Raw genomic sequence first — 24482 nt, 5'->3', positions numbered from 1 at the left:
AAAAGCGTGCCAACCGTACAGGCGGCAAAAATGGCCGTTTTCGCCTTTACAGGCGCAAAAAAGAGGCGGCAATTTCTGCCGCCCTGCGAAAATTGCCGCCCACCTGAAACAGCTAGTTCTGCTGCTCCTCTTCGTGATATTTTTTCAGCTTGTCGCGCAGTGTGCGCTCCCCGATGCCTAGCATGTGCGCCGTTTTGCGCCTGTTTCCCTCCTGTTGGGACAGTGTGTGCAAAATCGCCCGCTTCTCGATTTCCTCCATCGTTTCGCCGACGTAGACGGGAATCAGCTTCTGTCTCGACACGATCGGCTGCTCCTGTATCACATTTTGCAGTTCCTCTGGCAAATCCCGTTTCTGAATCAGCGACGATCCGGTCAGCGCAATCGCCCGCTCCACGATGTTTTGCAGCTCCCGGACGTTGCCGGGGAAAGCATATCCCTCCAGCACCTGCAGCGCCTCCTGTGAGATGCCGTCAATCGGCTTACCCATCCGCTCGCTTATCTTGTCCACAAAATATTGCACCAGCTGCGGAATATCTCCCTTGCGCTCACGCAGCGGCGGCAGCTGCACCGGAATCACGTTCAGCCGATAATACAAATCCTCTCGGAACCGCCCTCCCTTCACTTCCCGCCACAAATCACGGTTGGTCGCAGCGATGATCCGCACATCGATCGCCTTTTCTTCAATACCGCCAAGCGGGGTCACGCAGCGTTCCTGGATGACCCGTAGCAGCTTGCTTTGCAGGCTGATGTCCATCTCACCGATTTCATCGAGAAAAATTGTCCCACCATCCGCCAGCACAAACTGCCCCGGCTTGCTTTGCATCGCACCGGTAAACGCTCCTTTTTCGTAGCCGAAAAGCTCCGACTCCAGCAAATTGTCAGGGATGGCGGCGCAATTGACCGCCTGGAATCGTTTTTTGTGCCGCTTGCCCTGCTGGTGTATGGCGCGTGCAACCACTTCCTTGCCCGTCCCGCTCTCACCATGAATCAGCACGCTCGAATCGATGTCCTTGACCTTTTCAATCAGCGAAAAGATCCGCTGCATCGCCTGACTGTTTCCGATCAAGCCATAATGATCAGAGCGCTTGTCCAATTCCTGCGACAGCCAATGGACACGTGATTGCAGATGATAAAACTCTTCGGCCCTGGACAACTGCACGGCAAGCTCGTCTTGCAGGAGCGGCTTGGTCAAATACGTAAACGCCCCGTTTTTCATCGCTTCCACCGACGACGAAATGCTGCCAAACGCGGTCATCATGATGATCACCGTTTCAGGCGAAAGGCGCTTGATCTCTTTGAGCACATCATTGCCGTCGTGCTGCCCGATCTTCAAATCCAACAGCACGAGTGCCACCTCGGTTCGTCCAAACAGTGCCAGAGCATCAGCCGGCTCGGTAAAGGAATAGACATGGTAACGGTCCTCTAGCGCAAACGTGAGCGACTGGCAAATCGCCGGCTCATCATCGATTATCATCACATTGTACATGCTCATTCACTCCCTTCCTGCGGCATGGGCAAGCGGATGATCACACTGGTTCCGCTGCCCTGCTTGCTCTCGATGTCGATCGTGCCTCCGTTTTCCTTTACGAGATGATAGGTGGTGGGCAGACCAAGCCCCACTCCATGCGGCTTGGTCGTATAAAACGGTTCAAATACTCGGTATCGATCGTCAGGGGCGATTCCCTCGCCGGTATCTGTGATCAATAGCTTTGCGAGTGTACCGTCTCTCGTACCTTGAATCGTCAGCTGTCCTCCCGGCTGCATTGCCTCGACGCCGTTTAAGATGATATTGATCGCCACCTGCTTGGTCTGATTGAAATCCGTGTACAGCATCAGCCCCGCCTCCATCTGTACGTGGACGTCGACACCCCGCTCCTTTATGTTTTGCTGGCACAAACCAAGCACCGCTTCAATCAGCTCTCCTGCCGCAAACGAAACCGGATGCGGCTGTTTTGGCCGCGCGTAATCGAGCAGATCGCTGACCAGCCCGTTCAATCGCTTGATTTCGCCTGGCACCTGCTCTGAAAAGAATGCCCGGAATTTGGGATTGTCAAACTTGGTGGGCAACAGCTCGGTATAGGTCAAAATGGAAGTCAGCGGATTGCGGATTTCATGGGCAATTCCCAAAATCAACTGACCGAGCGAGCGGAGTCTTTCCTCCTGCTCCATTTTTTTCTCAAGCTCGACTTGCTCGGTGACATCCATGAAGTTGATGATCGCTCCGGTAATTTCCTGCGCAGGGCTCACAATCGGGAAAATGTTGTAGCGAAGCGTTCGCTGCACTCCGTCATCCATTACTGGCTTGTTCCATACTGTTTCTTTTTGCAGTGTTGCTTCACCTCGCGTCAGCGCCGCAACCACCTCTTCTCGCGGGATAATTGACGAAAGAAGCGTTTCATGCATCGGCAATCCAACAAGCGAGCTGGCTCCTCCGAGATAACGCGCTGCTTTCCGATTCATCCGCGATACCGTCTCCCCCTTGTCTAACGTTACATAAAAGCTGTACGTGCTATCCAAGAGCTGCTGCTGGAATTGGACATTCTCCTCAAGCTGCTCCATCTTTTCCTTCAGCTGTTGATTGATCGCACCGATCTGAACGGTCCGCCGCTTCACTTCCCGCTTCAGCACACGGTTCCACCAGAGCACGATGACCACGATCGTCCCCACAACGATCAGCACAATCTGGAGCACCTTCATAATCGCATACAGATTAGGAGCGTTTGGCATGATGTACTCGCCAAACCATTTCCGTTCAATTTTGTCATAGGTGCCGTTTTGCTTTAGCCGCAAAATCGCCTTGTTGATATCTTTAAGCAACGCATGATTGCGTGGCATTACAGCAACACCGTAGTCAGTCGGGTTGATCGGTTCTCCAACAATTTTGATCTGGTCCTGCTGATTCGTTTTCTGAATAAAGTATTGCCCCGTGATTCTGTTGCCGACGAACGCATCCACTTTCCCCGCAAGCAAAAGCTGCACCGCCTCCTCCTGACTGCTGGTGGTTACAAACTGTGCGTTATGGTGCTTGCGCAGCAGGTCGTTGGCGATATCTCCTTTCTGGATGGCAATCCGTCGTCCGTCCAGATCATCAATTTGAAAAATGTACATGTTGTCTTTGCGAACAAAGATCCCTTGCGAGCTGGTAAAATACGGATCGGAAAAATCATAGATGGCATCGCGCGCCGGGCTATATTTCATCCCTTGCACGGCATCAACCTCCCCGTTTTGCAACGCTTTTAGCGCTTCATCCCAGGGGAGCGGGACGAATTCGATGTTCATGCCGGTCTCAAGCGAGATGGCGTTCATCATGTCGACGTTAAATCCGGAGTAAACACCCGACTGGGCGAAATATTCAAACGGTGGAAAATTGTTATCCCCCGCAATCCGAATCACTTTTTGCCGTTCTGCGGAACCTGGCAGAGCAAAAGCAATCAGCAGGAAAAACAGCAAGATGGCGGATATTGTGCGCTTGTGAATGTGCATGCGTCCCCCTGTTCGCGTATGATGTTGTATGTATTGTACATAAGAGTGCGTCACGATGACAATTGCGTTGCAAGGAGCGTGCCAGAGGTTTGAGCAAATCAAAAAGGACAGCGGAGGCGTCACACACATCCTCAACTGCCCTTTTTTCATCCAGACATTAGTCCAGCTCGACCATCTTCCTTACCCTCGACTCAAACGTAGCGATCTCCCGGTACCCCGCCTGCCGCAGCAATGCCCGCGCTTCTCCCAAATAGCTGCCCAAATGATCGGGAAAATGCGAATCAGAAGACGTGGTGATCGGCACCCCTTGCTCCTGCAGCAGCTGCAAAAAGCTGTAAGCAGGGCACATTTCTTTCACCGGGTAGCGATAATACAGCCCTGTGTTGATTTCTGTGGCAATACCATACTCCTGCAGAAGCTGGGCGATCCGTCGGTAATGCGGTACGAGCTCCTCGTCGCTGATCCGGTGCCCGAACACCTTTAAATTGTCCAGATGCGCGATGATATCGAACAGACCGGAGCGAATCGCGCTTTCCACCATGCCAAACAGCTTCTCATACAGCTCGCGCAAGTCGGACTGGTCAAACCGCTCGACCGCCTCCGGGTTGTCAAAGCCCCAACCGTCGACGAAATGAATCGAACCGATGATGTGATCCCACGGATACTTGTCGATGATCGGACGGAGCACCGTCTCGCCGCCCAAAAAGTAATCTGCTTCCAGTCCAAGCCGCAGTGTCAGCCCATCCTCGGCCCAGATCGCTTTTTGTTCGGTGATGAAAGCAACGAAATCATCGAGAGAAGACGTGCACACTTGGTTGAGCCAAATGCGCTGCATGCGCCCCAATTGATCGTCCGCCAAATGCATATGCTGCTCGAAATACGGCTTGAACTCTGTAAACCGGTACAAATGGTCAACGATTCCGACCTGTGTAAGTCCCAGCTCCTTGGCCCGGATACGGTACAGGTCGAGCCACTCCTGCGAGTAGGCACCTTTGCGGATGCGGGCGGCCATCCGTTCCGAAAGCTGCTCCATCCACGCGAGCGTATGCTTCTCTTCCGCAATGGGTGAGAACGCCTGCAAAGCTTCCGCCGTCCGCTGCCACCACCTGACCGAATACGGCCCTTCCTCCAGATGCACATGATAGTCTACTTTCACGTTTGTTGCCTCCTCTCTGTGGTTTTTTCTGTTTATCCGATGAAACGACGGTTGCACCCATTCATGGGGACTGCAGCCTCGTGCCGTGTGATGTGTAGCCCCATGTTTATGATGCGTCCCCACTTCGTTACACTCGTTGTTTTTGTTGTTTTTCATTATCTTTTTGTGGTTTTTATTTGGATGTTTCTATTATATACGCATGTGCCACTAAGTTTAAAATGTTTTTTCCGTTAAGTTGGTATGGCGAAATCGTTAAGAAAACACTCGCTGCAAACAAAAAAAGCCTGGCGCTAGAGAGCCAGGCTTTGCAGGAGCGCTTTGCTTGCCCCTGCAGGCGAAATCGTATTTTGGTCGAAGACTTTCAGGATGAAACGGAAGCGGAAAGGCTCAGCCGTCAGCTTGTACGCGGGGAGCTGTCCCGGCCCGCAGCTGTTTGAACCGAGTCCGTTTTGGCGATAGTCGAGGTTGAGCGTGATGAAATCGCGCGGCACGAGATCTGTCGTATGCCTCGCCTGCTGTAGATCGTCGGCCGTGTAGCGATGGGCGCTGAACGCAAGGCTCGGTGCACCTGCCGCAAGCAGGCCGATTCCGCGCGCATCTGCGATCGATAGCCATTTCACATCGGAGCGGTTGCCGTTTTCCTGCGGATATACGTAGTTGGTGAACAGCTCGTCGACCGAGCGGGCGTATACGCCGAATCGACTTGCCTCTTTGCTGTCCGCATAGCTTTCGCCCGATCCTCGCCCATACCAAGCCACCTGATCGAGCTCTTTGGCAAGATGCATCGCAAAGCCGATCCGCGGCAGCGATGCTGGAACGCTGCCGTGAGGTGTGCCCGTCACCTCGATGCTCACTTCCCCATTTCCGCGAATCGTGTACACGCACTCGCAGGCAAGCTTCCAGTCCCACACCGGTGGCGCAATGCGCAGGCTGCAGCTGATTTGCACCGTATCCGCAGCGGGCTGCTCCACACGCACCTCATTAATGCGCTCCTGAAGCATGTGCAAAAACGCCTTTTCATACTCTTTGACCACATACATGTCGTTGTCGATCGGGGCCCGCCAAAAGTTCAGCTTGGGGCCTCTGTGGAGCAGCTCTTTGCCAGCGAAGCTCCACGAATCGATGGTGGCCGTCCGCTTGTTGAACACGAGCGAGAACGTTTCGCCACTGATACATGCCGTTTCTTCCGTCTCTTCCAGCGTAAGCGGTGCAAGCAGCTGTATCGATGCTTGTGGCACTACGGCTGGCGGCGGTGTGGGCAGCAAAAATTGCGCCCATGCCACCTCATGCCCGGTCGCCGCCCAGCCGTTCTCCTCGGCGAGCGTAAAGCGCAGCTCGAGCCAATAATCGGTGTGAGGCTGGGGTGCGTGTGGTCGTACATACGGAATCGAAGCCACACAGCCCTCTCCTGCCGCAAGCTCGCCTAGCACAAGCGTCCCTTTTTGCAACAGCTTGCCATCCGCCTTGACCGTCCACGTGCAGGCGAGATGATCAAGCGATATAAAATCGTAGCGGTTGGTGATCCGCACGGTTCCGCTCGCAAGCTCGACGGCATCGACGCGCACCGGCTCGATGATTTTTTTCAACTCGATTAGTCCTGGCGATGGGGTACGGTCGGGCATCACCAGCCCATCGATGCAAAAATTACCGTTGTTCGGCACGTCGCCATAATCTCCACCATAGCGGAAATGCTTGCGCCCATCCGGCAGCGTGTGGCTGATGCCATGGTCGATCCATTCCCAGACAAAGCCGCCTTGCAGCCGCTTGTACGCATCGAACAGCTCGGCGTATTCCTTAAGACCCCCAGGGCCGTTGCCCATCGCATGGGCATATTCGCATAAAATGTGCGGCCGGTCCAGATGCTCCATCGCTCCGAATTCGGCCATTTTTTCATGAGACGAATACATCGTGGAAAACACATCGCAAAAGACGCCATCCCGGTCTTCTTCATAATGCGCGAGGCGCGTCGGGTCCGCCTCCTTGCACCAGGCGGACATCGCCACGAAATTGCCGCCGAAGCCGGATTCGTTGCCCATCGACCATATGATGATCGAGGCGTGGTTTTTGTCGCGCTCCACCATCCGCTGCACTCGGTCGAGATAGGCTTCCTGCCAGTCGGGATCGTCGCTTAATCGGTTGTAGCAGCCGAGCTTTTCAAAGCCGTGCGTCTCCAGATCGGCCTCATCCATCACGTACAGCCCGTACTCATCGCACAGGTCATAAAAGCGCGGGTCGTTCGGATAATGGGACGTGCGCACCGCATTGATGTTATGCTGCTTCATCAAGAGCACGTCCTGCTTCATCGTTTCATACGGACACGCCCGGCCGAAATCGGGATGATGGTCGTGGCGATTCACCCCTTTTAGCAAAATCGCCACCCCGTTGACGAAAAAGTTGCCGTCTTTGACCTCGATTTGGCGAAAGCCGACTTTGTAAGGTACAACCTCGCTGATTTGGCCCGCTTCATTTTCCAGACTAAGGAGCAAGCAGTATAAGTAAGGCTGCTCTGCCGACCATTTGTGCACAGCTGAGAGCGCAACCGCCGCTTCGCACACAACCTCCCCGTCCGAAGCACCGCCTGTCACCTCACATGTTCCCGTATCAACAGCAGCTCCCTCAGCATCGAGCAGCACATAGCGGAGAACGAATCCGCTCCCTACGGCATCGGCGACGCGTGCCGATATCCGCAAGACTGCATCCTCGTACCGCGCGTCCAATTCCGTGCGCACCGTAAAATCGGCAAGCGATAGCTGTGGCCTGGCAAACAGCGAAACGTCGCGGAAAATACCGGAGAGCCACCACATATCTTGATCTTCCAAATACGTGCCGTCCGACCATTGGTACACGCGGACAGCTAGTGTATTTTCTCCCGGCTGCAAATGGGCGGTGATGTCGAACTCCGCTGGCAGTCGACTGCCTTGGCTGTAACCTGCCTCCTGTCCGTTCACCCAGACATGATAGGCGCTGTCCACCCCTTCAAAACGGAGGATCACTCGCCGATCCGTCCAATCGGCGGGCAGATGGAAGGTGCGGCGGTAGCAGCCAGTCGGATTGTCCGATGGAACGAGCGGGGGATCCGTTGGAAACGGATAATCGACATCGGTATAATGCGGCTTGCCGTACCCATCCAGCTGCCACATGTGCGGCACCTGCACTGTAACCCACTCGCTTGCGTCATAGTCATTCCGGTGGAAATCGGCCGGAGCCGCCACTGGTGATGGTGCATAGAAAAACTGCCAGCTACCGTTGAGCAGGCGAAACCAAGGCGAGTTGCCCCGTTCAAAAGTGAGCGCGGACGCAACATCCGAATACGGGATGAAATACGCGCGCCCCGACAAGCGGTTGCGCTGCAGCAGCCGGTGATTTTCCCAATCATAGTCTCGCTTCATCGTAAAATCGCTCCCCTCTTCTCCCCATCCGAATGGCTTTGCAGCGCAAGCGCGCCGGCGCCGAGAATGCCGGCATCCGCCCCTAACTCGGCGATGCTGATTTCCACGCAATCGTACAGCGTCGCCATCGCATGCCGCTCCACACTGCAACGCACCGGCTCAAGCAGCAACTCTCCCGCTTTGCTGACCCCTCCGCCAACTATCACTTTTTGTGGACCGAACAGGTTGATCAAAATGGCGAGCGCCCAGCCGATCACCTCGCATGCCGCACGCCAAGCACTGTGGGCAGCCTGATCGCCCGCCTTCACCGCTTGTGCCACGACGGAAGCGGTGATCGCTGCCAGATCGCCCCCTGCCAGCAGATACAATGGACTCTTTTGTGCCAATTCCGCATCCTGCTGCAGCAGCCGTTCCAATTCCTCACGGGCCAGCCGGGCGATGCCTGATGCGGACGCGATTGTTTCGACGCAGCCGATTTTGCCGCAGTTGCAGCGCGCATCATTGCCAGCAACCGTGACATGCCCGATTTCGCCAAAAAAGCCGCTCGTCCCCGCGAGCAGGCGTCCCTGACTGTAGACACCTGCGCCAAATCCGGTGCCAAGCGGAGCAAAAATCATATTGTCCACACTCCGCCCGGCGCCGAATGTCGCCTCGCCCAGCGTCGCCGTCCGCAAATCGTGCTCGAAATAAAGCGGCAGGTCGCATCCCGCCGACAACGGCGTACGGACATCGACCTGTTTCCAGCCGAGATTGGGCGAGTGGACCGAAAGCCCGCGCTTGGGATCGAACGGACCGGGAATGGCGATGCCCACCGCCTCGACGGGAACGCCGGCGCCCCCGCGCAGCTCCTCGATCAGTGCCAATATTCGCTCAAATAGTAGTTCAGGACGGCCGAGCGGCCCTGTTTCCTTCGCTCCGCGGGCGAGAATGCGCCCTGTCTCATCCATAGCGGCAGCCTTCATCGTCGTTCCGCCTACATCGAGTCCGATTACATAGCGCAAATGGCGCTCCCTCCTATCATCTTCGTCACTTCACTGCTGTGCAGACTGTTTGCTCCCACAGCCGCTCCACGTCAGCAATTTGAACGACCCCTGCCCCCAGGCTCATCGCATTCGTTGCCGCACAGGCGATTCCCAAAGTAGCGGCCTCTGCCAAGGTATAGCCGCGCACGAGCCCCGTGACGACGCCCGCCAGAAGCGCATCGCCGCAGCCCACCGGGTTGACGACGGGTCCTTGCGGTAGCGCAGGCAATTCGTATAAAAAGGTCCCTCCACCAAGCAGGGCGCCTTCTTCGCCTAGCGAGAGCAGCACATGACGCGCTCCGAGCCGCATCAGATCGGCTACAGCCTTTCGCCTTGCTTCCAGATCCGCAAGCGGGTAGCCAAGCAACGCTTCCGCTTCCGCGCGGTTCGGCTTGATCAGAAAAGGTTCGGCTGGCAAGGCGCGGGCAAGCGCTTCTCCGCTGGTGTCCAGCACAGGGATCGCACCTGCCGCTTTGATTTCTTCGATCAGCAGCTTATAGGAATCCGCCACAAGCCCTTGCGGCAAGCTGCCGGACATCACGACATAGCGTGCCTGTGCCGCAAGCTTACCGAGATGAGCGCGAAAGGAAGCGAATGCTTCCGGATCAACCGCAGGCCCCGATTCCAGCACTTCGGTCACCGATCCGCTGCTGGCATCAAGAAAAGTCATGCAGGTGCGCGACTCACCTGCAATTTCGCAAAAGGAGGGGGTGATCGCTTGCTTAGCGCACCCCTCCGCAATCATTTTGCCGTTGTAGCCAGCAATAAAGCCGGTGGCCGTCACCTCAATCCCGAGCGTGCGGGCCACCCGAGCCACATTGATCCCTTTGCCCCCTGCGAGGCTCAGCACCTGCTGCGGACGGTGCAAGGCTCCCGTTGTAAAGGACGACAGCACATAAGTTTTATCGATCGCCGCATTCAGCGTCACCGTGACGATCATGGCCGTACCTGTACCTGCACGAGCGGCTGGCCCATTTTACTTTTGAACAGATTGATCACGTCGACCGGCGTCGGGTCGACCCCGCGCACCAGCGCCGCATAAAGCGAGACGAAATCAGCCAAATAGACGATGGAAAACAACCGGGCCAGCCGTGAGCTCCCGCTTGAGCTCACGACACGCACCGCTCCTGCCCGCTCGCGCAAAATCTCCGCGCTGATTTGGACGCGGCGCGTCGTCTTTTCACTATCCTCCGCGTCTTGAATCAACGTGAAATGATACCCTTTCAGCATGGCGGCAGGGGCATCCCAGCCTACTGCCTCGTCGTGGTGTAGACTCGGAATGGCATTCCAGAACGCCATGACCTTGCTGTTTTCACCGAGCTGGTTTTTCCAGCGCCACGCAGGCGCATCGAAATAAGGCAGCGTGCCGTAAATGACAGGCGTCAAGCCGTCCATTTCCAACGCGATCTGCTTTGCCGCATTTTCCTCGGTCGGCACCTCGGGACCGTATGCCTCTCTCCATTTTGCAAACAATGCGATCAGCTCGTCGACCTCCGCCTCTTTGTTGGCGCAAAGCCCCACTTTGATCAAAACCGCCAAAATCGGCAGAAAAATGTACCCGAGTGCGATGCGCGGCATCATGCCGCCGGGCACTAACAGATGAGGATGCCCATGCTCCTTGGCCATCGCCAAAACCGTTCCACCAGCCGTGATGGCAAACAGCTGCGCGCCAACCGCAATCGCAGCTTCATAAGAAGCGACGACCTCTTCCGTATTGCCGGAATGCGAGACGACGATCACTAAAGTCTCTTCATTGACGAAGGCGGGAATCGTATAGCCTTGATTCAGCTGAACCGGCACACGCAGCTCATCAAACAGATACGATTTCAGCAAATTGACGCTCGCCGCCGAACCGCCCCCCGTGCCCAAAACAAGCACATTGCGCACCGCTTTGCCCGACGCGGGAAGGTCGATCGTTTGCGCCAATTGCCACCCCTCCCGAAACTGCTTGTCGTACTCCTGTGTATCGCGGATTGCGCGTATCGTATCCAACTGCTGCAAGACGGTCACATCATCCAAATTGACCCGCATGCCTATTCATCCTTTCCCCTGTAAAATTACCGTGCTTTGCCAATGCAGCCGCACATGCTCATCTTGGCGAGCGCGATCGACTTGACCGCTGCTTTGGCCCGCTTCATATACGTCCGCGGATCATTTTCGTCCGGATTCTCGGCAAACACCTGCTTGATCGCATCGGAAAAGCCAATCCGCAGCTCGGTCGCCACATTCATTTTGGCCATCCCGAGCGACACCGCACGCTTCACTTGCTCGAGTGGAATGCCGGAGCCGCCGTGCAGCACGAGCGGGACGCCCACCCGTACCGCTATCTCCCCGATCCGGGTGAAATCAATTCGCGGCTCTCCTTTGTACATCCCATGCGCCGTACCGATCGCCGGGGCGAGCGTACTCACGCCTGTCAGCCGCACGAATTCCTCGCACTCGGTCGGATCGGCCAGCACCGCATCCGCGTCGGCAACGACCAGATCGTCCTCCACCCCGCCGACCTTGCCAAGCTCTGCCTCGACATTGACATCGTGGCGCGCCGCCAGCTCCACTACCCGCCGTGTCCGCTCCACGTTTTCGGCGAACGGATGCATGGATGCATCGATCATCACAGACGTATAGCCAACCTTTATGCATTCTGCAATCAATTCGTCGTCATGGCAATGGTCGAGATGGAGCGCGATCGGGACGTTGGCCGACGCTGCCGCCACTTTTGCCATCGCCGCCATATAGCTTGCGCCCAAATGCTTCACCGTCCCTACCGTCGACTGCAAAATCAGCGGCGCCTCCGCTTCCTCCGCCGCTTCTACCACCGCTTGCAGCATTTCCAGCGTATGCACGTTGAAAGCAGCGATGCAGTATCCTTCCTCGCGCGCACGCGTAAGCATCGCCGTTGAAGAAACAAGTGCCATTCCACTCCCGCCCCTCTTTTGCTTCCTTTACGCTTGCCTACATCGCCATCTCGATCTTGACCCCTTGGTCTTGATACGCATGGCAGACCGCTTCATCAAGCCGGTCGGTAATGATCCGATCCACATCGCCAAGCTCCGCGAAGCGGGTTAAATACGTTTCGCCGAACTTGGTGTGATCCGCCAATAGGTAGACTTTGCGGGCGCGGTCCATCATCACCCGATTGATCTTGCCCTCAGCCAAAGCCAATGTTGTAATGCCGTTGTCCAGATGGATACCGTCCGTTCCGAGAAAGCATTTGAAGACGGAGAGCTTTTTCAAGCAATCCTCCGCAACTGCACCGACCAGCGCATACGACTTCAGCCGCATTTCGCCGCCGACCAAGATGACGTTGTGCTTGCCCTGAATGTTCAATTCCATCGCGATGTTGACTGCGTTAGTGACGATCGTCAAATCGCTTATGTGATGCAGCAGCTTCGCCAGCTCCATCGTCGTCGTCCCCACGCCCAGAATGATCGTATCGCCAGGCTGGATGTGCGTAAGCGCTTGGCGGGCAATCGCCCGTTTCTCCTCCATGCGCTGCTCCAGCTTTTCGGTAAAGCTGCGCTCCATCGGCAAAAAATTGGTCGTCGTCGCCCCGCCGTGGATGCGCGTCAAGAGCCCCTCGTTCTCCAGCTTGATCAAGTCTTTGCGAATCGTCACCTCCGATACGTCCAGACTTTGACTTAAATGTGCGACGGTCACCGTCTTGTCTTGCTCAAGCTGTTGCAATATTTTGCTATGCCTCTCCGCAGCCAGCATCGAAAACCCTCCCTCTCGTTACCCTTTTACCGACCCGCCCAGCAGGCCTGAGATGAACTGTCGCTGTAGAAGTAGGAAAAATGCCATGATCGGCAGTGTCGAAATCGTCGTTCCCAGCATGACCTGCCCGTAATCGATCCGGGTGAACCCGACCAGTGTCGACAGCGCGACCGGCAAGGTGTACATGCTTTTATCGCTCATGACCAACAGCGGCCAGACGAAATTGTTCCATTGGCTCATGAACATGAAGATGGCGAGCGCAGCCAGCGCCGGACGCATCACCGGCAAGATCATCGTGAAAAAGATGCGCCATTCGCCGCACCCGTCCACGCGTGCCGCCTCCAGCAGCTCATCGGGGATCGCCTTCATGTTTTGCCGCATGAGATAGATGCCGAACGGATTCGCAAGCGTTGGCAAAATCACGGCTTGGTATGTATTGAGCCATTGCAATTTTACCATCATTTGAAACAACGGAATCAAGGTCACTTGCGACGGAATCATGATCGCGAGCAACAGCAGGAAAAAAATCTGGTCCCGCCCACGAAAGCGGAACTTGGCAAACGCATAGCCTGCCATCGAGCAAAACAAAACACTCAGGACCGTATAGATCACCGTAATGATCAGTGAATTCATCATCACGCCGGAAATGTTGATGTTCCCTTGCAGGTTGGTGTAGTTGTCCACCAAGGAATCGCCCGGCAAAAAATTCGGCGGCACGCTGAAAATTTCGCCGCTTTGGTGTGTGGCGTTGATAAACATCCAGTAAAACGGCACGAGTGAGACGACGGTGGCGATGAGGAGCAGCGTATAAACCGAGAGCTTTTTCACTCTTTATCACCCGCCCATTTCATTTGCACATAAGACAGCACCCCGATCATGATGACCAGCACATAGGAAATCGCCGAGGCGTAGCCGAAATCGAAAAACTTGAAGCCTTGCTGGTACAAATACTGCGTGATCGTCAGCGTCGCATTCGCCGGTCCGCCCTTTGTCAAAATGTACGGCTCGTCGAACAGCTGCAAGGTGCCGATCGTCGAAAGCACGACACTGAACAGGATCACCGGCTTCATCTGCGGAACCGTGATCGCAAAAAACTGCCGACCAGACCCCGCCCCGTCCAAACTGGCGGCCTCGTACATGTCTTTCGGAATGTTTTGCAAGCCTGCCAAGAAAATCACCATATTGTAACCGGTCCATCGCCATGTAATGGCCAAAATAATCGATACCTTTGCCCAAAACGGGTCCGTCAGCCAGCCGATCCGCGAAAAGCCCATGCTTGCAAGCATATAGTTGAGCAAGCCGTAGTTGTCATCGAGGATGATTTTGAACACGATCGAATACGCCACCAGCGCCGTTATGACTGGCATGAACAGCGAGATGCGGAAAAACGACCGGAAGCGAATGAAGGACGCATTGACCAATACGGCGAGAATCAGCGCCAAAAAGGTCATGATCGGCACCTGTACGACCAGGATGATGCAGGTGTTCTTCACACTCGCCCAAAATAACGGGTCGTTCAGCAAGCGCGCGTAATTGGCCAAGCCGCCGAAAATCATCTGCCCTTCCTTTTTCACTTGAAAGCTGAGCAAAAGCGACTGGAACACCGGATAAACCGTGAAAATGAGAAACAGCAAAATGGCTGGTGCGATGAACAAGTACGGCGTCATGCCTGACTTCATCCGCAAGCGTTTGATTGGTTCCACTACTGCCATCCTCCCTATGTCGGATGGGGGCCGTCATACACAAGCCCCCATCGCAGCACCGCGCGAGTCATGCATAGATGCGACGGTGCTCTGCTCCTTCTCTTACTGTTTGACCTTTCGCTGTGTCTCCACCGAAAGCAGCTCGGCTGCCTCATCGAGCGTCGCTTTTACATCCCCTTGACTCAGCAAAATCTTGGCTTGCGCGTCTGCCACATGCTTCGCTGCGCGCTGGTAATCGCTCGTATAATTCACAGCCGGGATCGCGGCGGATTCGTCGGCGAACAGGCGGAAGATCGGCTTGTTGCCGAAAAACTCTTGGGGCGCATCAAAGAACGGGTCTTTGTACGTTTCGAGCAGCGAAGGGAACAGGCCATATTTTTTCATCAGCAGCATTTGCGACTCTGCATCGGTCAGCGCGAACTCGACGAACTTGTAGGCGATCTCCTTGTTTTTAGAAGCTGCCGGGATGACCAAGGCGGAGCCGCCGTTATTTGAGGCGCGATTGCCGCCTTTCTCGAAAGCGGGGAGCAGGAACACGCCCCATTTCCCTTTCGTTTCCGGCGCCTGGTCCATGATCGTGCCGGAATACCACACACCGTACGGAATCGTCGCGACCGTGCCGTTTTTCGTTGCGGTGACCGTGCCGTCCCAGCCCTGCACATTCGCGATCAGTCCCGCGTCGTTCATCTCCTTGATCTTTGCCATCGCTTTCGTAACTTTGTCGCTTCCGAGGATGATGTCGCCATCGTTATCGAAATAGCTGATACCCTCCTGGTTGAGCATCATCGAGATCAGTGCGGTTCCGTTGGAAATGTCCACCGGGAGCATCGCCTTGCCCGTTTTTTCCTTGATCTTCTTTCCAGCCGCAATGAAATCGTCCCACGTTTCGATTTCTTCCGCTTTTACGCCGGCAGCCTCAAAAAGGTCCGTGCGATAAAAAACGCCGGTGGAGCCGAGGTCCCACGGGAAAGCCACGATCTTGCCTTTGGAAATGGATTGCGGCCATTTCGTCGCCGTGATTTTCTCCTTGTACGAATCCGCTCCCATCGCCGACAGATCGGCAAAACCGTCCGGGAATTGAGAGGTGTATACTGGCAATACTTCGGACTCCATTAGGACGGCATCCGGCAACCCTGCGCCGCCCGCGCTCAGCCCCGCCGTCACTTTGTCATAGGCATCGCTTGAACCCACCTCGTCGATTTTGACTTTGATGTCGGGATATTTTTTGTTGAACAGCGGGATGACGTCATTGAGCCCTTTGACGGCGATGTCCCACGCCCAAACGATAATTTCGCCTTTATCTTGCGCATTCGTGCCCTCGGTTGTTGTGCCTGTACCCGGTTGTGTCTGTGCTTCCTGTTGTCCGCCGCCTCCGCAAGCGCTTACAAGCAATCCCACAGCTGCCAATGTTCCAATCAGTTTCCCTTTGAAATTCTTCATCAGCTCACATCCATTTCCCCGAATTTGTCCACAGCCTTTGCCACAATTCCCTCTCGCTTTCGCTTTTTTCTCTTTTTCTGTTTCCCCCTGCTTTCGCTTTCGTTTTAATATTTCGTTTTGTTTCGTTTAATTATCGAATGGTTTCATCCTAGCATAGCCGTTTATAAGTGTCAAACAATTTAAAATTTTCCGCAATGGGCAAAATACCAACCGCCACGAGCTCATTTGGGTGCTGGCCGAGCCCCAGTTTGGCTCGGTCAATGCAACGGCGTTTTTGAGCGGTGATGATGCTTCTGCAAAAGAAATCGTTGGACGATTATCGGCTGAAATCGGTCTTGATCCCGTCGATGTGGGCGATTCGGCCAACATGGAGAAAATCGAGAACGCTATCGGTTCTCTCTGGGGCATCCTCTCCCCTCAATTCGGACGCAATTTCAGCTTGCGCATTCTTAGACGCGATCCAAGCTAGTAACGAGCACATGCAAAAAAAACTGTCCGATGCGTACAACTCCTGCACATCGGACAGCCGTCCCCATTCTTTGCTATTCATTTGGCACGCTAGGCACATGCACATCAAAGTCAAACAGCTCCAAACTATCCAACCGATGATCATGCTCCCCGAAAGTCAAAAGCGCCGTCACCGGATTCGGCACGATCACACAGCACATGTTGGCGCGTTTGGCCGCCAAAGCCCCGTTTGGCGAGTCTTCGATGGCGACAGCCGCCGTAGCTTCTACGCCAAGCTGGGCAAGCGCAAGACGATACAGCGCAGGATCGGGCTTCACCTGTTTGACGTGGTCGGCGGTGGCGATTGCTCCAAAGCACGGCGTCAAGTGCCACTCGTCGAGATGCCGCTTGACCCATTCATACGGGGAGCTGGAGGCGACTGCCAGCTCCAGATTGCGCCGCTTGGCCTCCTCAATAAGGGCGCCGACGCCTGGGCGAAGCTGTTCTTCTTTCATCAATTCCCGGTACATGTCCTTGATCTGCGTCTCGATCACCGCTTCATCCGGAAGCCCCTCTGTCTGGTCGCGGAGAATCTGATACGGGCTTGTGTCCGTCACGGTGGTCCCAATGAAATAGCCCCAGATTTGCTCATCCAGCTTAGCGCCATACCGTTCGTACATGCTGACCCAGGCACGGAACAGGGACGTTTCCGTGTCCAGAATCGTCCCGTCAAAATCAAAAACAATCGCTCGCTTGCAAGCCATGACTGTCTCTCCCTCTCTTTATCCCATATACGGTGCCAACGCGTCGAGGGATTGATTCACCGCCGCGTCTGGGCTGATCCAGTAGCGCGCGGAGGTAAACTCCAGCGAAAGCGATCCGGCGTACCCATTCTCCTCCAATTGCTGCAGGTAGCTGGCGAGCGGAAGGTTTCCGTCTCCCCATGCCAAATGTCCGTCTGGATTCCCATCGACAAAATGGATATGCACAAGGTCTTTCGCCAATGCCTGAAAATATTCCTGTATCGACTCCCCGTTCACGGCCATCGGGATGGTGTCGAGCATGCCTTTGAGCTGTGGCGAGGAAATCTCTTGCAGCATCCGACCAAGCGTCTTGGCGTCATTCACCAGATTGGATTCCACTGGCGTAAGCGGCTCCAGCGCCAAGGTGACGCCTTGACCGCTCGCGGTATGCGCCAGCCGTTCCAGCGAGTCGCGCGACCGCTTCCACGCCTCTTCGGCTGGCTCGCAGCGATAGCCCCAGCCTGGCGTAACCAGTACATACGGGGATTCCAGCTCCGTTGCGGCCGCAATCGATTTTTCGAAATAACGGATGCTGCGCTCCCGCCATTCGGTTTCAGCCGCAGCGAGATTGATCGGGTACATGCATTGCTCGGGCGTGAAGCAGACGATGGAAAGGCCGCGCGACGCAGCCATTTGCCTGATCGCCCGGATCTCGCCAGCGCCAAGCTCCTCCACATAGCAATGAGGCTCCGCTCCCCACAGCTCGATGCGAGTCACGTGAAGACGTGACATCGCATCGAGGAAGTGCGCGAGCGGATAGTGGATATAGTGAAAATTCATCCCAGTGATTTGCGAGCGCGACAGTCGGGTCACACCCCCGGCCTCCTTTCCTGCACGCGGATGATCGCTTCGCTTATCAATACGGGACTTTGCCCATGTAGCGGCGCGTTTCAAGCGGATGGTTCCGGGCCGTCGCGATCGCGGTCGCGTAAACGCCAAGCACTTTGTTCAAGACAAGCGGCGCGATGTAGCCTTTCACACTGTCCGCGATGCCCTCCATGTCGAACTCTTTGGCGTCGATCACGATCAGGTTGTCGCTGTACTGGCGGGAGAATTCAAGGGCACGCTCTTCCAGCGGTCGCGTCTCATCCAGGCCGAGCAGCATGATGAACGGTACTTCCGGCGTCAACACTTCAAACGGTCCGTGGAAATACTCGCCCGCATGGATCGGATGGGAGTGAATCCACTGCATCTCCATCAGGATGCATACTGCAAACATGTAAGCCGCGCAGTAGTTGGAGCCGCTTGCCATCGTGTAGATGATCGAGGCGTCCTTGTACGTTTCGCCGAACGATTTGGAACGGTCGAGGAACTGGGCTTTCGTTTTTTCATAGACGGTGCCGAGATTCTCCAGGCTCTCCACCATGTCTGAAAAGAGCGCATTGCCTTCCTTGTGGTTCAGAACGCCTGTCACCAGCTGATACATCAGGTAAAAATCGGAGTTTTTCGCGACCGTTTCATCGAAATAGCTGGCTTTTTCATACTTGATCACGAATTCGGAAGCCTCGGCCAGCGGCGATTCGGGTTTGGCTGTAAGAGATACGGTCAGCGCGCCTTTTTCACGGGCGAAACGGGCGGCCGCCACCGTCTCCTTGGTGCCGCCGGAGTGCGAGCACAGGATGACGAGCGAGCCTTCGCCGAGCGTTGCCGGGTTGCGGTGAATGAATTCATTGGCATTGTATACGTCGGAAGCGATCGTTTTCGCTTCGCGATCAAGCACGTATTTGCTCGGATACATCAGTGCGGACGAACCGCCGCACGCGACGAAAAAGATCCGGTCGAGGCTGCGGCCTTGGACCGCCTCAAGCACCTTCGCTACATCTGGGTTCAAAGCATTTTGGATTTGCGCATTCATGGTTACATTCCCCTTTCCTTTTTAACACGTTATATGGTATATACCACTCGACCCAAAAAGAGAGCCGAGCAGGAAAACCCGGATCCATTAACCTTTGACGCTTCCCGCGGATAGCCCGCGGATGAATTGCTTCTGGAAAAGCAAGAAGGCGATGACCATCGGTGCAGCCGAGATGGCGAGGCCTGCCAGTTGGACGCCGAAATTGGTGTTGAGCTGGCTGCGCAAGTTCATCAGCCCGACCGGAATCGTCCGCAGCGCACTATCCTCGACGAACACCATCGCGAACATAAACTCATTCCAGATCGCCATCGCCGTCAGCAACGCGGTAGACGCAATGATCGGACGACTCATCGGCAGGATGATGTGCCAGAACACCTGCCACGTGCTGCAGCCGTCCATGAAGGCTGACTCCTCCACCTCTTTTGGCAGCGAAAGAAAATAGGAGCGCATCAGAAACACCGCGAACGGAATCTGAAAGGCCACATACGGCACGATCAGCGCCAAATACGTATTGTATATGCCGAAAAGCTGCAGCATCTTGTAGAGCGGGATTAGGCTGACCTGCGGCGCTAGCATCAAGCCGCTCAAAATCAGCAGGAAGAGTAGGTTTTTGCCCTTGAATTCAAAACGGCTGAGTGCGAAGGAAGCCATGGAAGCGATCAGCAGGATACAAAACACAGAGACGCAGGTAACCAGCACGCTGTTGAAAAAATACCGTCCGATGCCTGCATTCCATGCCGCCTTGTAGTTGCTCCACAGCCATGTCTCGGGCAGCGACCACGCATTGAGGAAAAAGTCGTTGTTCGACTTCAGTCCGTTCATGACAAGCCACAAGAGAGGATAGACGATGCAGATGGCATAAACGGAAAACCAGACCAGGACGCCGCCCACCCACACCTTGTTCCAGATGACGCTTTTGTTCACCGCGATCCCCCCTCTCAGCTCTCTTGGCCTGTTTTGGATAATTTGATCTGCACATACGACAGGATGAATGTGATCAGGAACACAACTGTTGCGATCGTCGTCGCGTAGCCCATCTCGTCATTGCGGAAAGCGGCGCGGTAGAGCATGGTGCCGAGCACCTCTGTCGAGCGGCCTGGACCGCCCGCCGTCATGATGTACACCTCATCGAACACCTTGAACGCGCCGATCACGGTGATGGTCGCCGTCACCAGCAGCATTTCCTTCACCTGTGGAACAGTGATGTGCCAAAACCGTCGCCAGCCACCGGCACCATCGATCGATGCCTGCTCGTACAGCTCCACTGGGATTTTGTGCATCGCGAGCAGGAACAAGAGCATGATGTAGCCGGTGTACTGCCACTGGGAAACTGCAATCACCGCATAGATGGCGGTCTGGCTGTCCCCCAGCCAGGCATGGACCCAATCGGCAAGCCCAACTCCACGCAGAGCCCCGTTGACCAGCCCGACGTCCGGGTTGTAGATGAACTGCCACATCAGCCCGACCACCGCGATGGAAATGACCGAGGGTAGGAAAAACACGGTGCGGAAAAACGGCTGCATGCGGCGCACCAGTTTTTCTTCGAGAATCGCCGCCAGCACAAGCCCGCCACCCACTTGAAAGACAAGCGAGATGATCGCATAAAGCACGTTGTTGCCAAGCGCAGTGTAGAAAACAGGATCTTTTGCGAGCCGTACATAGTAGTCCAGCCCAACGAATACGTGCGTATCGGAAAAACCGCTCCAGCGGTACAGGCTGTAATAAAAATTCAGCAAAATCGGGATGAAAATGAACACGAGGACCAGCGCCGCTGCTGGCAGCACGTAGAGGAGAGCGACCTTTTGATTGCGATACGCATTCACATGCTCCCCCTCCCTACTGGCCTGTCTCGGTGGACACTTCCTTGGCGGTCGCCTGGACTTCCTTCATGACCTGCTCCGGCGTTTTCGTCCCGTTCAACAGCTCCTGCAGGTTCACCAAATACGTGTCAGCCACTTTCGCATGCACATCCGTATCGAGCCATTCGGCCATTCCTTCCGCTTCTTTCATCATGTTTACACCGTCCGCCACTTGCTTGAGCGCCGTCTGCTCGTTGGTCGCGCCGATGATCGGACTCGGCCAGCCCAGCATCTTGACCATTTTTTCCGCACTCGCTTTGCTGGTGAGGAATTTGAGGAACTGCATCGCCTCTTTCGGATGCGCGGTTTTGGAGGAGACGATGAAGCCGTCGGGAGCGCCGGTGACGAAGTTTTGGTTTCCTTTGCCTTCGGCGATTGCGGGCATCAGGAAAAAGTCCCAGTTTCCTTTCATGTTTTTCTCGATCTCCGGGAATTCTTCCAGCTCGACATAAAACATCGCGGCCTTGCCGATATAAAACTGCTGTGTCGCCATATCGTGCGAAGTGGAATTGGCATTGGGGGCGAAATAGCCTTTGTCCTGCAACGACTTCAAATAGTCCAACGCCTTGACATAACCGGGATCCAAGAATTCCCCCGTTTTCGGATCGTAATCTTTCATCCGGACGTTTTGGTCGACCAGTTTCTGGTTCAATCCGGTCAAATAGTGGATGGATGCCCACGGGCTTTCGTTGCCCAGGATGATCGGTGCGACGCCGTTTTGCTTCAACGTGTCACAGATCACCATGAACTCTTCCCACGTCTTCGGTTTTTGCAGATTGTATTTGGCGAATATCTCTTTGTTATAGATGAAAAACTTGCCGTTGAAGCGGAGCGGGATGCCGTAATTTTTCCCGTTGGAGACAAAAGGTGTGAGCGATGCGGGGATGAAGCTATTTTTCCAGTCGGGATCTTCGTTGAGGGCGGACGTCAAATCCATCGCTGCGCCGGAGCGGACGAACTTGCGGGCGAATTCGCCCGACCAGGAGAAGGTAATGTCCGGCACATCGCCGCCGCCCATGATGACGCGCAGCTTGTCTTTGATCGGCTCATCCGCTACCGCTTCCATTTTGATTTTGATCGTTGGATTGGCGTTTTCAAACTCCTTGACGATCTCCTCAAAATAGGGAGCATACTGCGGCTGCGGCCACTTTTCCAGAAACTTCAGCTCGATTTGGCCGCCGGCATCACCGGACGACGCTGGCTGCGAGCTTTGGGAGCATCCGGCAAGCGAGCTTGCCACCAGCGCAAACGCGGTCAAAACCGCGCCTGTCCTTTTGTTCAACTTCAACTTCATGATAAATCCTCCCCTTTTTCATGAAATCTTGTCGCTTTTCATTAGAAACACGGAGTGCGCCTGATCAAAGCGCGATCCCGTGACCGAATGCCCCATCGCAAAGACATGCTTGTGCGGCGAATTGCGCTGCTGCCGCGAGACTCGAAGGAAGCAATGTCCCATCGTCCTGCTGCTCTTTTTTCCCGCTGAGATAGTGGAGGATGAAGGCGGTAAAAAAAGCGTCTCCGGCACCCAATGTATCGACAGGTACAACTTTGTGCGGCTCCTGCCGGTAAAAGCGTTCGCCATCGTAGAGCACCGCGCCGCGCGATCCCATCGTTGCGAGTGCGAGCGGGCTGCCGGATCGGTGGGCAAGCCGCAGCGTCTCCTGGACCTCGCTATCATCGAGATGGCCGCAGGATAGCAGGCTGCAAAATACGTACGGACAGCGCTCTTCAAGCTCGCGCGGGTCCCAGTCACTGGAGAAATCGTAGGAGAGGGGGATGCCGGTGCTTTGAATTTTGGCTAGCTCCGCTGTGCCGAGATCGCTGTAGCAGCTGGAGTGAATGAGCTCGAATTGCTTCATATACTGAAGATCGTCGCCGTCCAGTCGCAGCGGATGATCATGCTGCACACCGCCTTTGTTGCCGCCGACAAACACGCGGTCCCCATCGACGAGGTTCACCTGTGCATACCCGTTTTCTCCTGGATGGGAGCGGCAGCGAGAGATGTCGATGCCAAGTTGCGTAAGCACGTCCTGGATGTGCCGTGCCGCCCGATCGTCGCCGAATACGCCCATGTACGCCGCATGCGCACCCAGCTGCTTGGCGTAGACGCTGAAATTCAAAGCATTCCCGCCCGGATACATCATCCCTGTGTGGATATACTGATCGACCACGTTGTCGCCAGCCCCAAGCACTTTCAATTGACCCCCCATGCCAATTCCCCCAGTCTCTTTTATGCCGCCGATTTTTCGTAGGATCACAGCGTATGTCGTATCTTGCAGAAAATTGGTATATACCACGTAACGTAAATTTTTTTGCTCGCTCCCTTGTTCGGCGTCCTTTTTTATCATCGAGCGATTGTCCGGCTGCCGCATCGGATAGGCGAGCAGCCAGCGATCGCTATTGATCCAGATTGAGCCTTGTGTAAAATTTGACCCGATCGCTTCGCGTGGTCGAGCGGGAATATTCGATCGCCCGCCCCCCTTGCTCATACGCGATCGCTTCCAGAAGCAGACAGGGAAGCTCCTTTTTGATTTTCAAAAGCTTCCGCTCCTCTTCATCGGGCATGACGACCTGCATGTACTGGTCTGCGCCGATCAAAACGATGCCATACTGCTCTTCCAGGATGCGATAGAGTGAAACATCGTCGGCGATGTACGCCTCAATGCCGGGACAGAACCGATACGGAATCAGTGATTCTTCCACGCACATCGGCTGCGCGTTGGCCATCCGCAGGCGCCGGATGACGATGATCTCCTCGCCTTCCTCGATCCCCAGCTGCGTGGCCAATGCTGCCTGAGCTTTGTCTTTGCGGACGTGCAGCTTTTTCGTTCCAGGTACAAGCCCTTTTTCCAGCATCGTCTTGGTGAAGCTGTTGAAGGTGACGAAATCCATCTCGATGCGCTGGCGGGCAATGAACGTGCCGACGCCGATCCGTCGCTCCACAAAGCCTTCACGCTCTAATATTGCGATGGCATTGCGCGCCGTCATACGGCTGATCTGGAACTGATCCGCCAGATCGCGCTCGGACGGAAGCTTGTCGCCTTGCTTTAGCTGTCCGCTCGCAATGTCCGCTGCAATCTTGTCCTTCAACTGCTTGTAGAATGGAACGGTATCCCATTCCTTGCCCATGTGCTTTTCCATACGCTACTGCTCCTAATTTCATCTGGTATATACCACTTCAACCGTAACTTGTGGTGGTATATACCTCGTAAGGAAATATTATACAATTCAGATTTATTTGTCAATAGTTGGGTTTTGACGTTGTCACTCGTGTATTAACGGTAAGAAAAAAGAGTTAGCACCGCGACGGTTTTCCTTCCACGAGTGTATTTTTCGCCATATCCCCCATTCGTCCAAGCAACTGCCGGCGCGGATTCATATAAAAGAAAGTATCAATAGAGAAAGAGCAAGTGACCATAAAAGGTTTATTGGAGGCAAACTTGATGGGGATGAGATATAAGGTTGTTCCAATGACGGACAGCCAAAACGAGTTCACGTTGCATCCTGCTTGCGCACTACGATTGGGAATCGATAGACAAAGAAAAATGAGCATACGAATCGACATTCACCACGATGAAATGAGACGATCCACCTGACGCAGCCTAAGAAAA

General features: G+C 55.0%; 21 protein-coding genes. 1 reads left to right on the top strand and 20 read right to left on the bottom strand.

The window, feature by feature from the left end; all coding sequences use genetic code 11:
* Positions 1-112 precede the first annotated feature (112 nt).
* The 12 genes from EDM56_RS16000 to EDM56_RS15945 form a co-directional block, all read right to left on the bottom strand.
* A complete protein-coding gene (locus EDM56_RS16000; RefSeq protein ID WP_122919204.1) occupies positions 113-1486 on the bottom strand; it encodes a sigma-54-dependent transcriptional regulator in 1374 nt (457 codons plus the stop codon).
* Between the two features lie 2 nt (positions 1487-1488).
* Positions 1489-3483, bottom strand: coding sequence for a transporter substrate-binding domain-containing protein (locus tag EDM56_RS15995; protein ID WP_122918880.1), 1995 nt, complete (start codon positions 3481-3483; stop codon positions 1489-1491).
* A gap of 157 nt (positions 3484-3640) precedes the next feature.
* Positions 3641-4639: a histidinol phosphate phosphatase domain-containing protein gene (locus tag EDM56_RS15990; protein ID WP_122918879.1), complete on the bottom strand. Its 999-nt coding sequence runs from the start codon at positions 4637-4639 to the stop codon at positions 3641-3643.
* Positions 4640-4929: 290 nt separating this feature from the next.
* On the bottom strand, positions 4930-8028 hold the full coding sequence (gene ebgA, locus EDM56_RS15985; protein ID WP_122918878.1) for a beta-galactosidase subunit alpha: 3099 nt from the start codon (positions 8026-8028) through the stop codon (positions 4930-4932).
* A complete protein-coding gene (locus EDM56_RS15980; RefSeq protein WP_122918877.1) occupies positions 8025-9029 on the bottom strand; it encodes an ROK family protein in 1005 nt (334 codons plus the stop codon). The genes ebgA and EDM56_RS15980 overlap by 4 nt, the downstream gene beginning before the upstream one ends.
* A 25-nt stretch (positions 9030-9054) precedes the next feature.
* Entirely contained in the window at positions 9055-9990 is a 936-nt protein-coding gene (locus tag EDM56_RS15975) for a 1-phosphofructokinase family hexose kinase (RefSeq protein ID WP_122918876.1), read from the bottom strand.
* The gene (locus EDM56_RS15970; protein ID WP_122918875.1) at positions 9987-11081 is read right to left on the bottom strand and encodes a bifunctional phosphoglucose/phosphomannose isomerase; all 1095 of its coding nucleotides are present in this window, start codon (positions 11079-11081) and stop codon (positions 9987-9989) included. The genes EDM56_RS15975 and EDM56_RS15970 overlap by 4 nt, the downstream gene beginning before the upstream one ends.
* A 26-nt stretch (positions 11082-11107) precedes the next feature.
* Positions 11108-11965, bottom strand: coding sequence for a class II fructose-bisphosphate aldolase (locus EDM56_RS15965; protein WP_122918874.1), 858 nt, complete (start codon positions 11963-11965; stop codon positions 11108-11110).
* Positions 11966-12002: 37 nt separating this feature from the next.
* The gene (locus EDM56_RS15960; RefSeq protein WP_122918873.1) at positions 12003-12764 is read right to left on the bottom strand and encodes a DeoR/GlpR family DNA-binding transcription regulator; all 762 of its coding nucleotides are present in this window, start codon (positions 12762-12764) and stop codon (positions 12003-12005) included.
* A gap of 18 nt (positions 12765-12782) precedes the next feature.
* On the bottom strand, positions 12783-13592 hold the full coding sequence (locus tag EDM56_RS15955; protein ID WP_122918872.1) for a carbohydrate ABC transporter permease: 810 nt from the start codon (positions 13590-13592) through the stop codon (positions 12783-12785).
* Positions 13589-14443, bottom strand: a complete 855-nt coding sequence (locus EDM56_RS15950) for a carbohydrate ABC transporter permease (protein ID WP_122919203.1) — start codon at positions 14441-14443, stop codon at positions 13589-13591. Before EDM56_RS15950 ends, EDM56_RS15955 begins: the two co-directional genes overlap by 4 nt.
* A gap of 126 nt (positions 14444-14569) precedes the next feature.
* Entirely contained in the window at positions 14570-15907 is a 1338-nt protein-coding gene (locus EDM56_RS15945; RefSeq protein WP_122918871.1) for an ABC transporter substrate-binding protein, read from the bottom strand.
* Positions 15908-16136: 229 nt separating this feature from the next.
* On the opposite strand from EDM56_RS15945, the gene EDM56_RS15940 reads away from it, so the two are divergent.
* Complete coding sequence (locus tag EDM56_RS15940; protein ID WP_122918870.1) at positions 16137-16376, top strand: NAD(P)-binding domain-containing protein; 240 nt, start codon at positions 16137-16139, stop codon at positions 16374-16376.
* A 73-nt stretch (positions 16377-16449) separates the two neighbouring features.
* On the opposite strand, the gene EDM56_RS15935 is transcribed toward EDM56_RS15940, so the two are convergent.
* From EDM56_RS15935 to EDM56_RS15900, 8 genes are all read right to left on the bottom strand, one after another.
* Positions 16450-17118, bottom strand: coding sequence for an HAD family hydrolase (locus EDM56_RS15935; RefSeq protein ID WP_122918869.1), 669 nt, complete (start codon positions 17116-17118; stop codon positions 16450-16452).
* 18 nt (positions 17119-17136) lie between these two features.
* The gene (locus EDM56_RS15930) at positions 17137-17970 is read right to left on the bottom strand and encodes a TIM barrel protein (RefSeq protein WP_122918868.1); all 834 of its coding nucleotides are present in this window, start codon (positions 17968-17970) and stop codon (positions 17137-17139) included.
* 43 nt (positions 17971-18013) lie between these two features.
* Positions 18014-19012 (bottom strand): SIS domain-containing protein, encoded by a 999-nt coding sequence (locus tag EDM56_RS15925; protein ID WP_122918867.1) that lies wholly within the window; start codon positions 19010-19012, stop codon positions 18014-18016.
* An 87-nt stretch (positions 19013-19099) separates the two neighbouring features.
* Positions 19100-19936: a carbohydrate ABC transporter permease gene (locus EDM56_RS15920; protein ID WP_246009405.1), complete on the bottom strand. Its 837-nt coding sequence runs from the start codon at positions 19934-19936 to the stop codon at positions 19100-19102.
* 14 nt (positions 19937-19950) lie between these two features.
* A complete protein-coding gene (locus EDM56_RS15915; protein ID WP_122918866.1) occupies positions 19951-20835 on the bottom strand; it encodes a carbohydrate ABC transporter permease in 885 nt (294 codons plus the stop codon).
* A 13-nt stretch (positions 20836-20848) separates the two neighbouring features.
* Positions 20849-22165 (bottom strand): ABC transporter substrate-binding protein, encoded by a 1317-nt coding sequence (locus EDM56_RS15910; protein ID WP_122918865.1) that lies wholly within the window; start codon positions 22163-22165, stop codon positions 20849-20851.
* A 64-nt stretch (positions 22166-22229) separates the two neighbouring features.
* Entirely contained in the window at positions 22230-23360 is a 1131-nt protein-coding gene (locus tag EDM56_RS15905; RefSeq protein ID WP_246009404.1) for a PfkB family carbohydrate kinase, read from the bottom strand.
* Entirely contained in the window at positions 23269-24012 is a 744-nt protein-coding gene (locus EDM56_RS15900) for a GntR family transcriptional regulator (protein WP_246009403.1), read from the bottom strand. The genes EDM56_RS15905 and EDM56_RS15900 overlap by 92 nt, the downstream gene beginning before the upstream one ends.
* Positions 24013-24482: the final 470 nt, after the last annotated feature.

The sequence above is a fragment of the Brevibacillus fluminis genome (assembly GCF_003710825.1).
Taxonomy (GTDB): Bacteria; Bacillota; Bacilli; order Brevibacillales; family Brevibacillaceae; genus Brevibacillus_D; species Brevibacillus_D fluminis.
The sequence above is the reverse complement of the archived record's forward strand: the minus strand, read 5'-3'. Positions and strand labels throughout refer to the sequence as shown.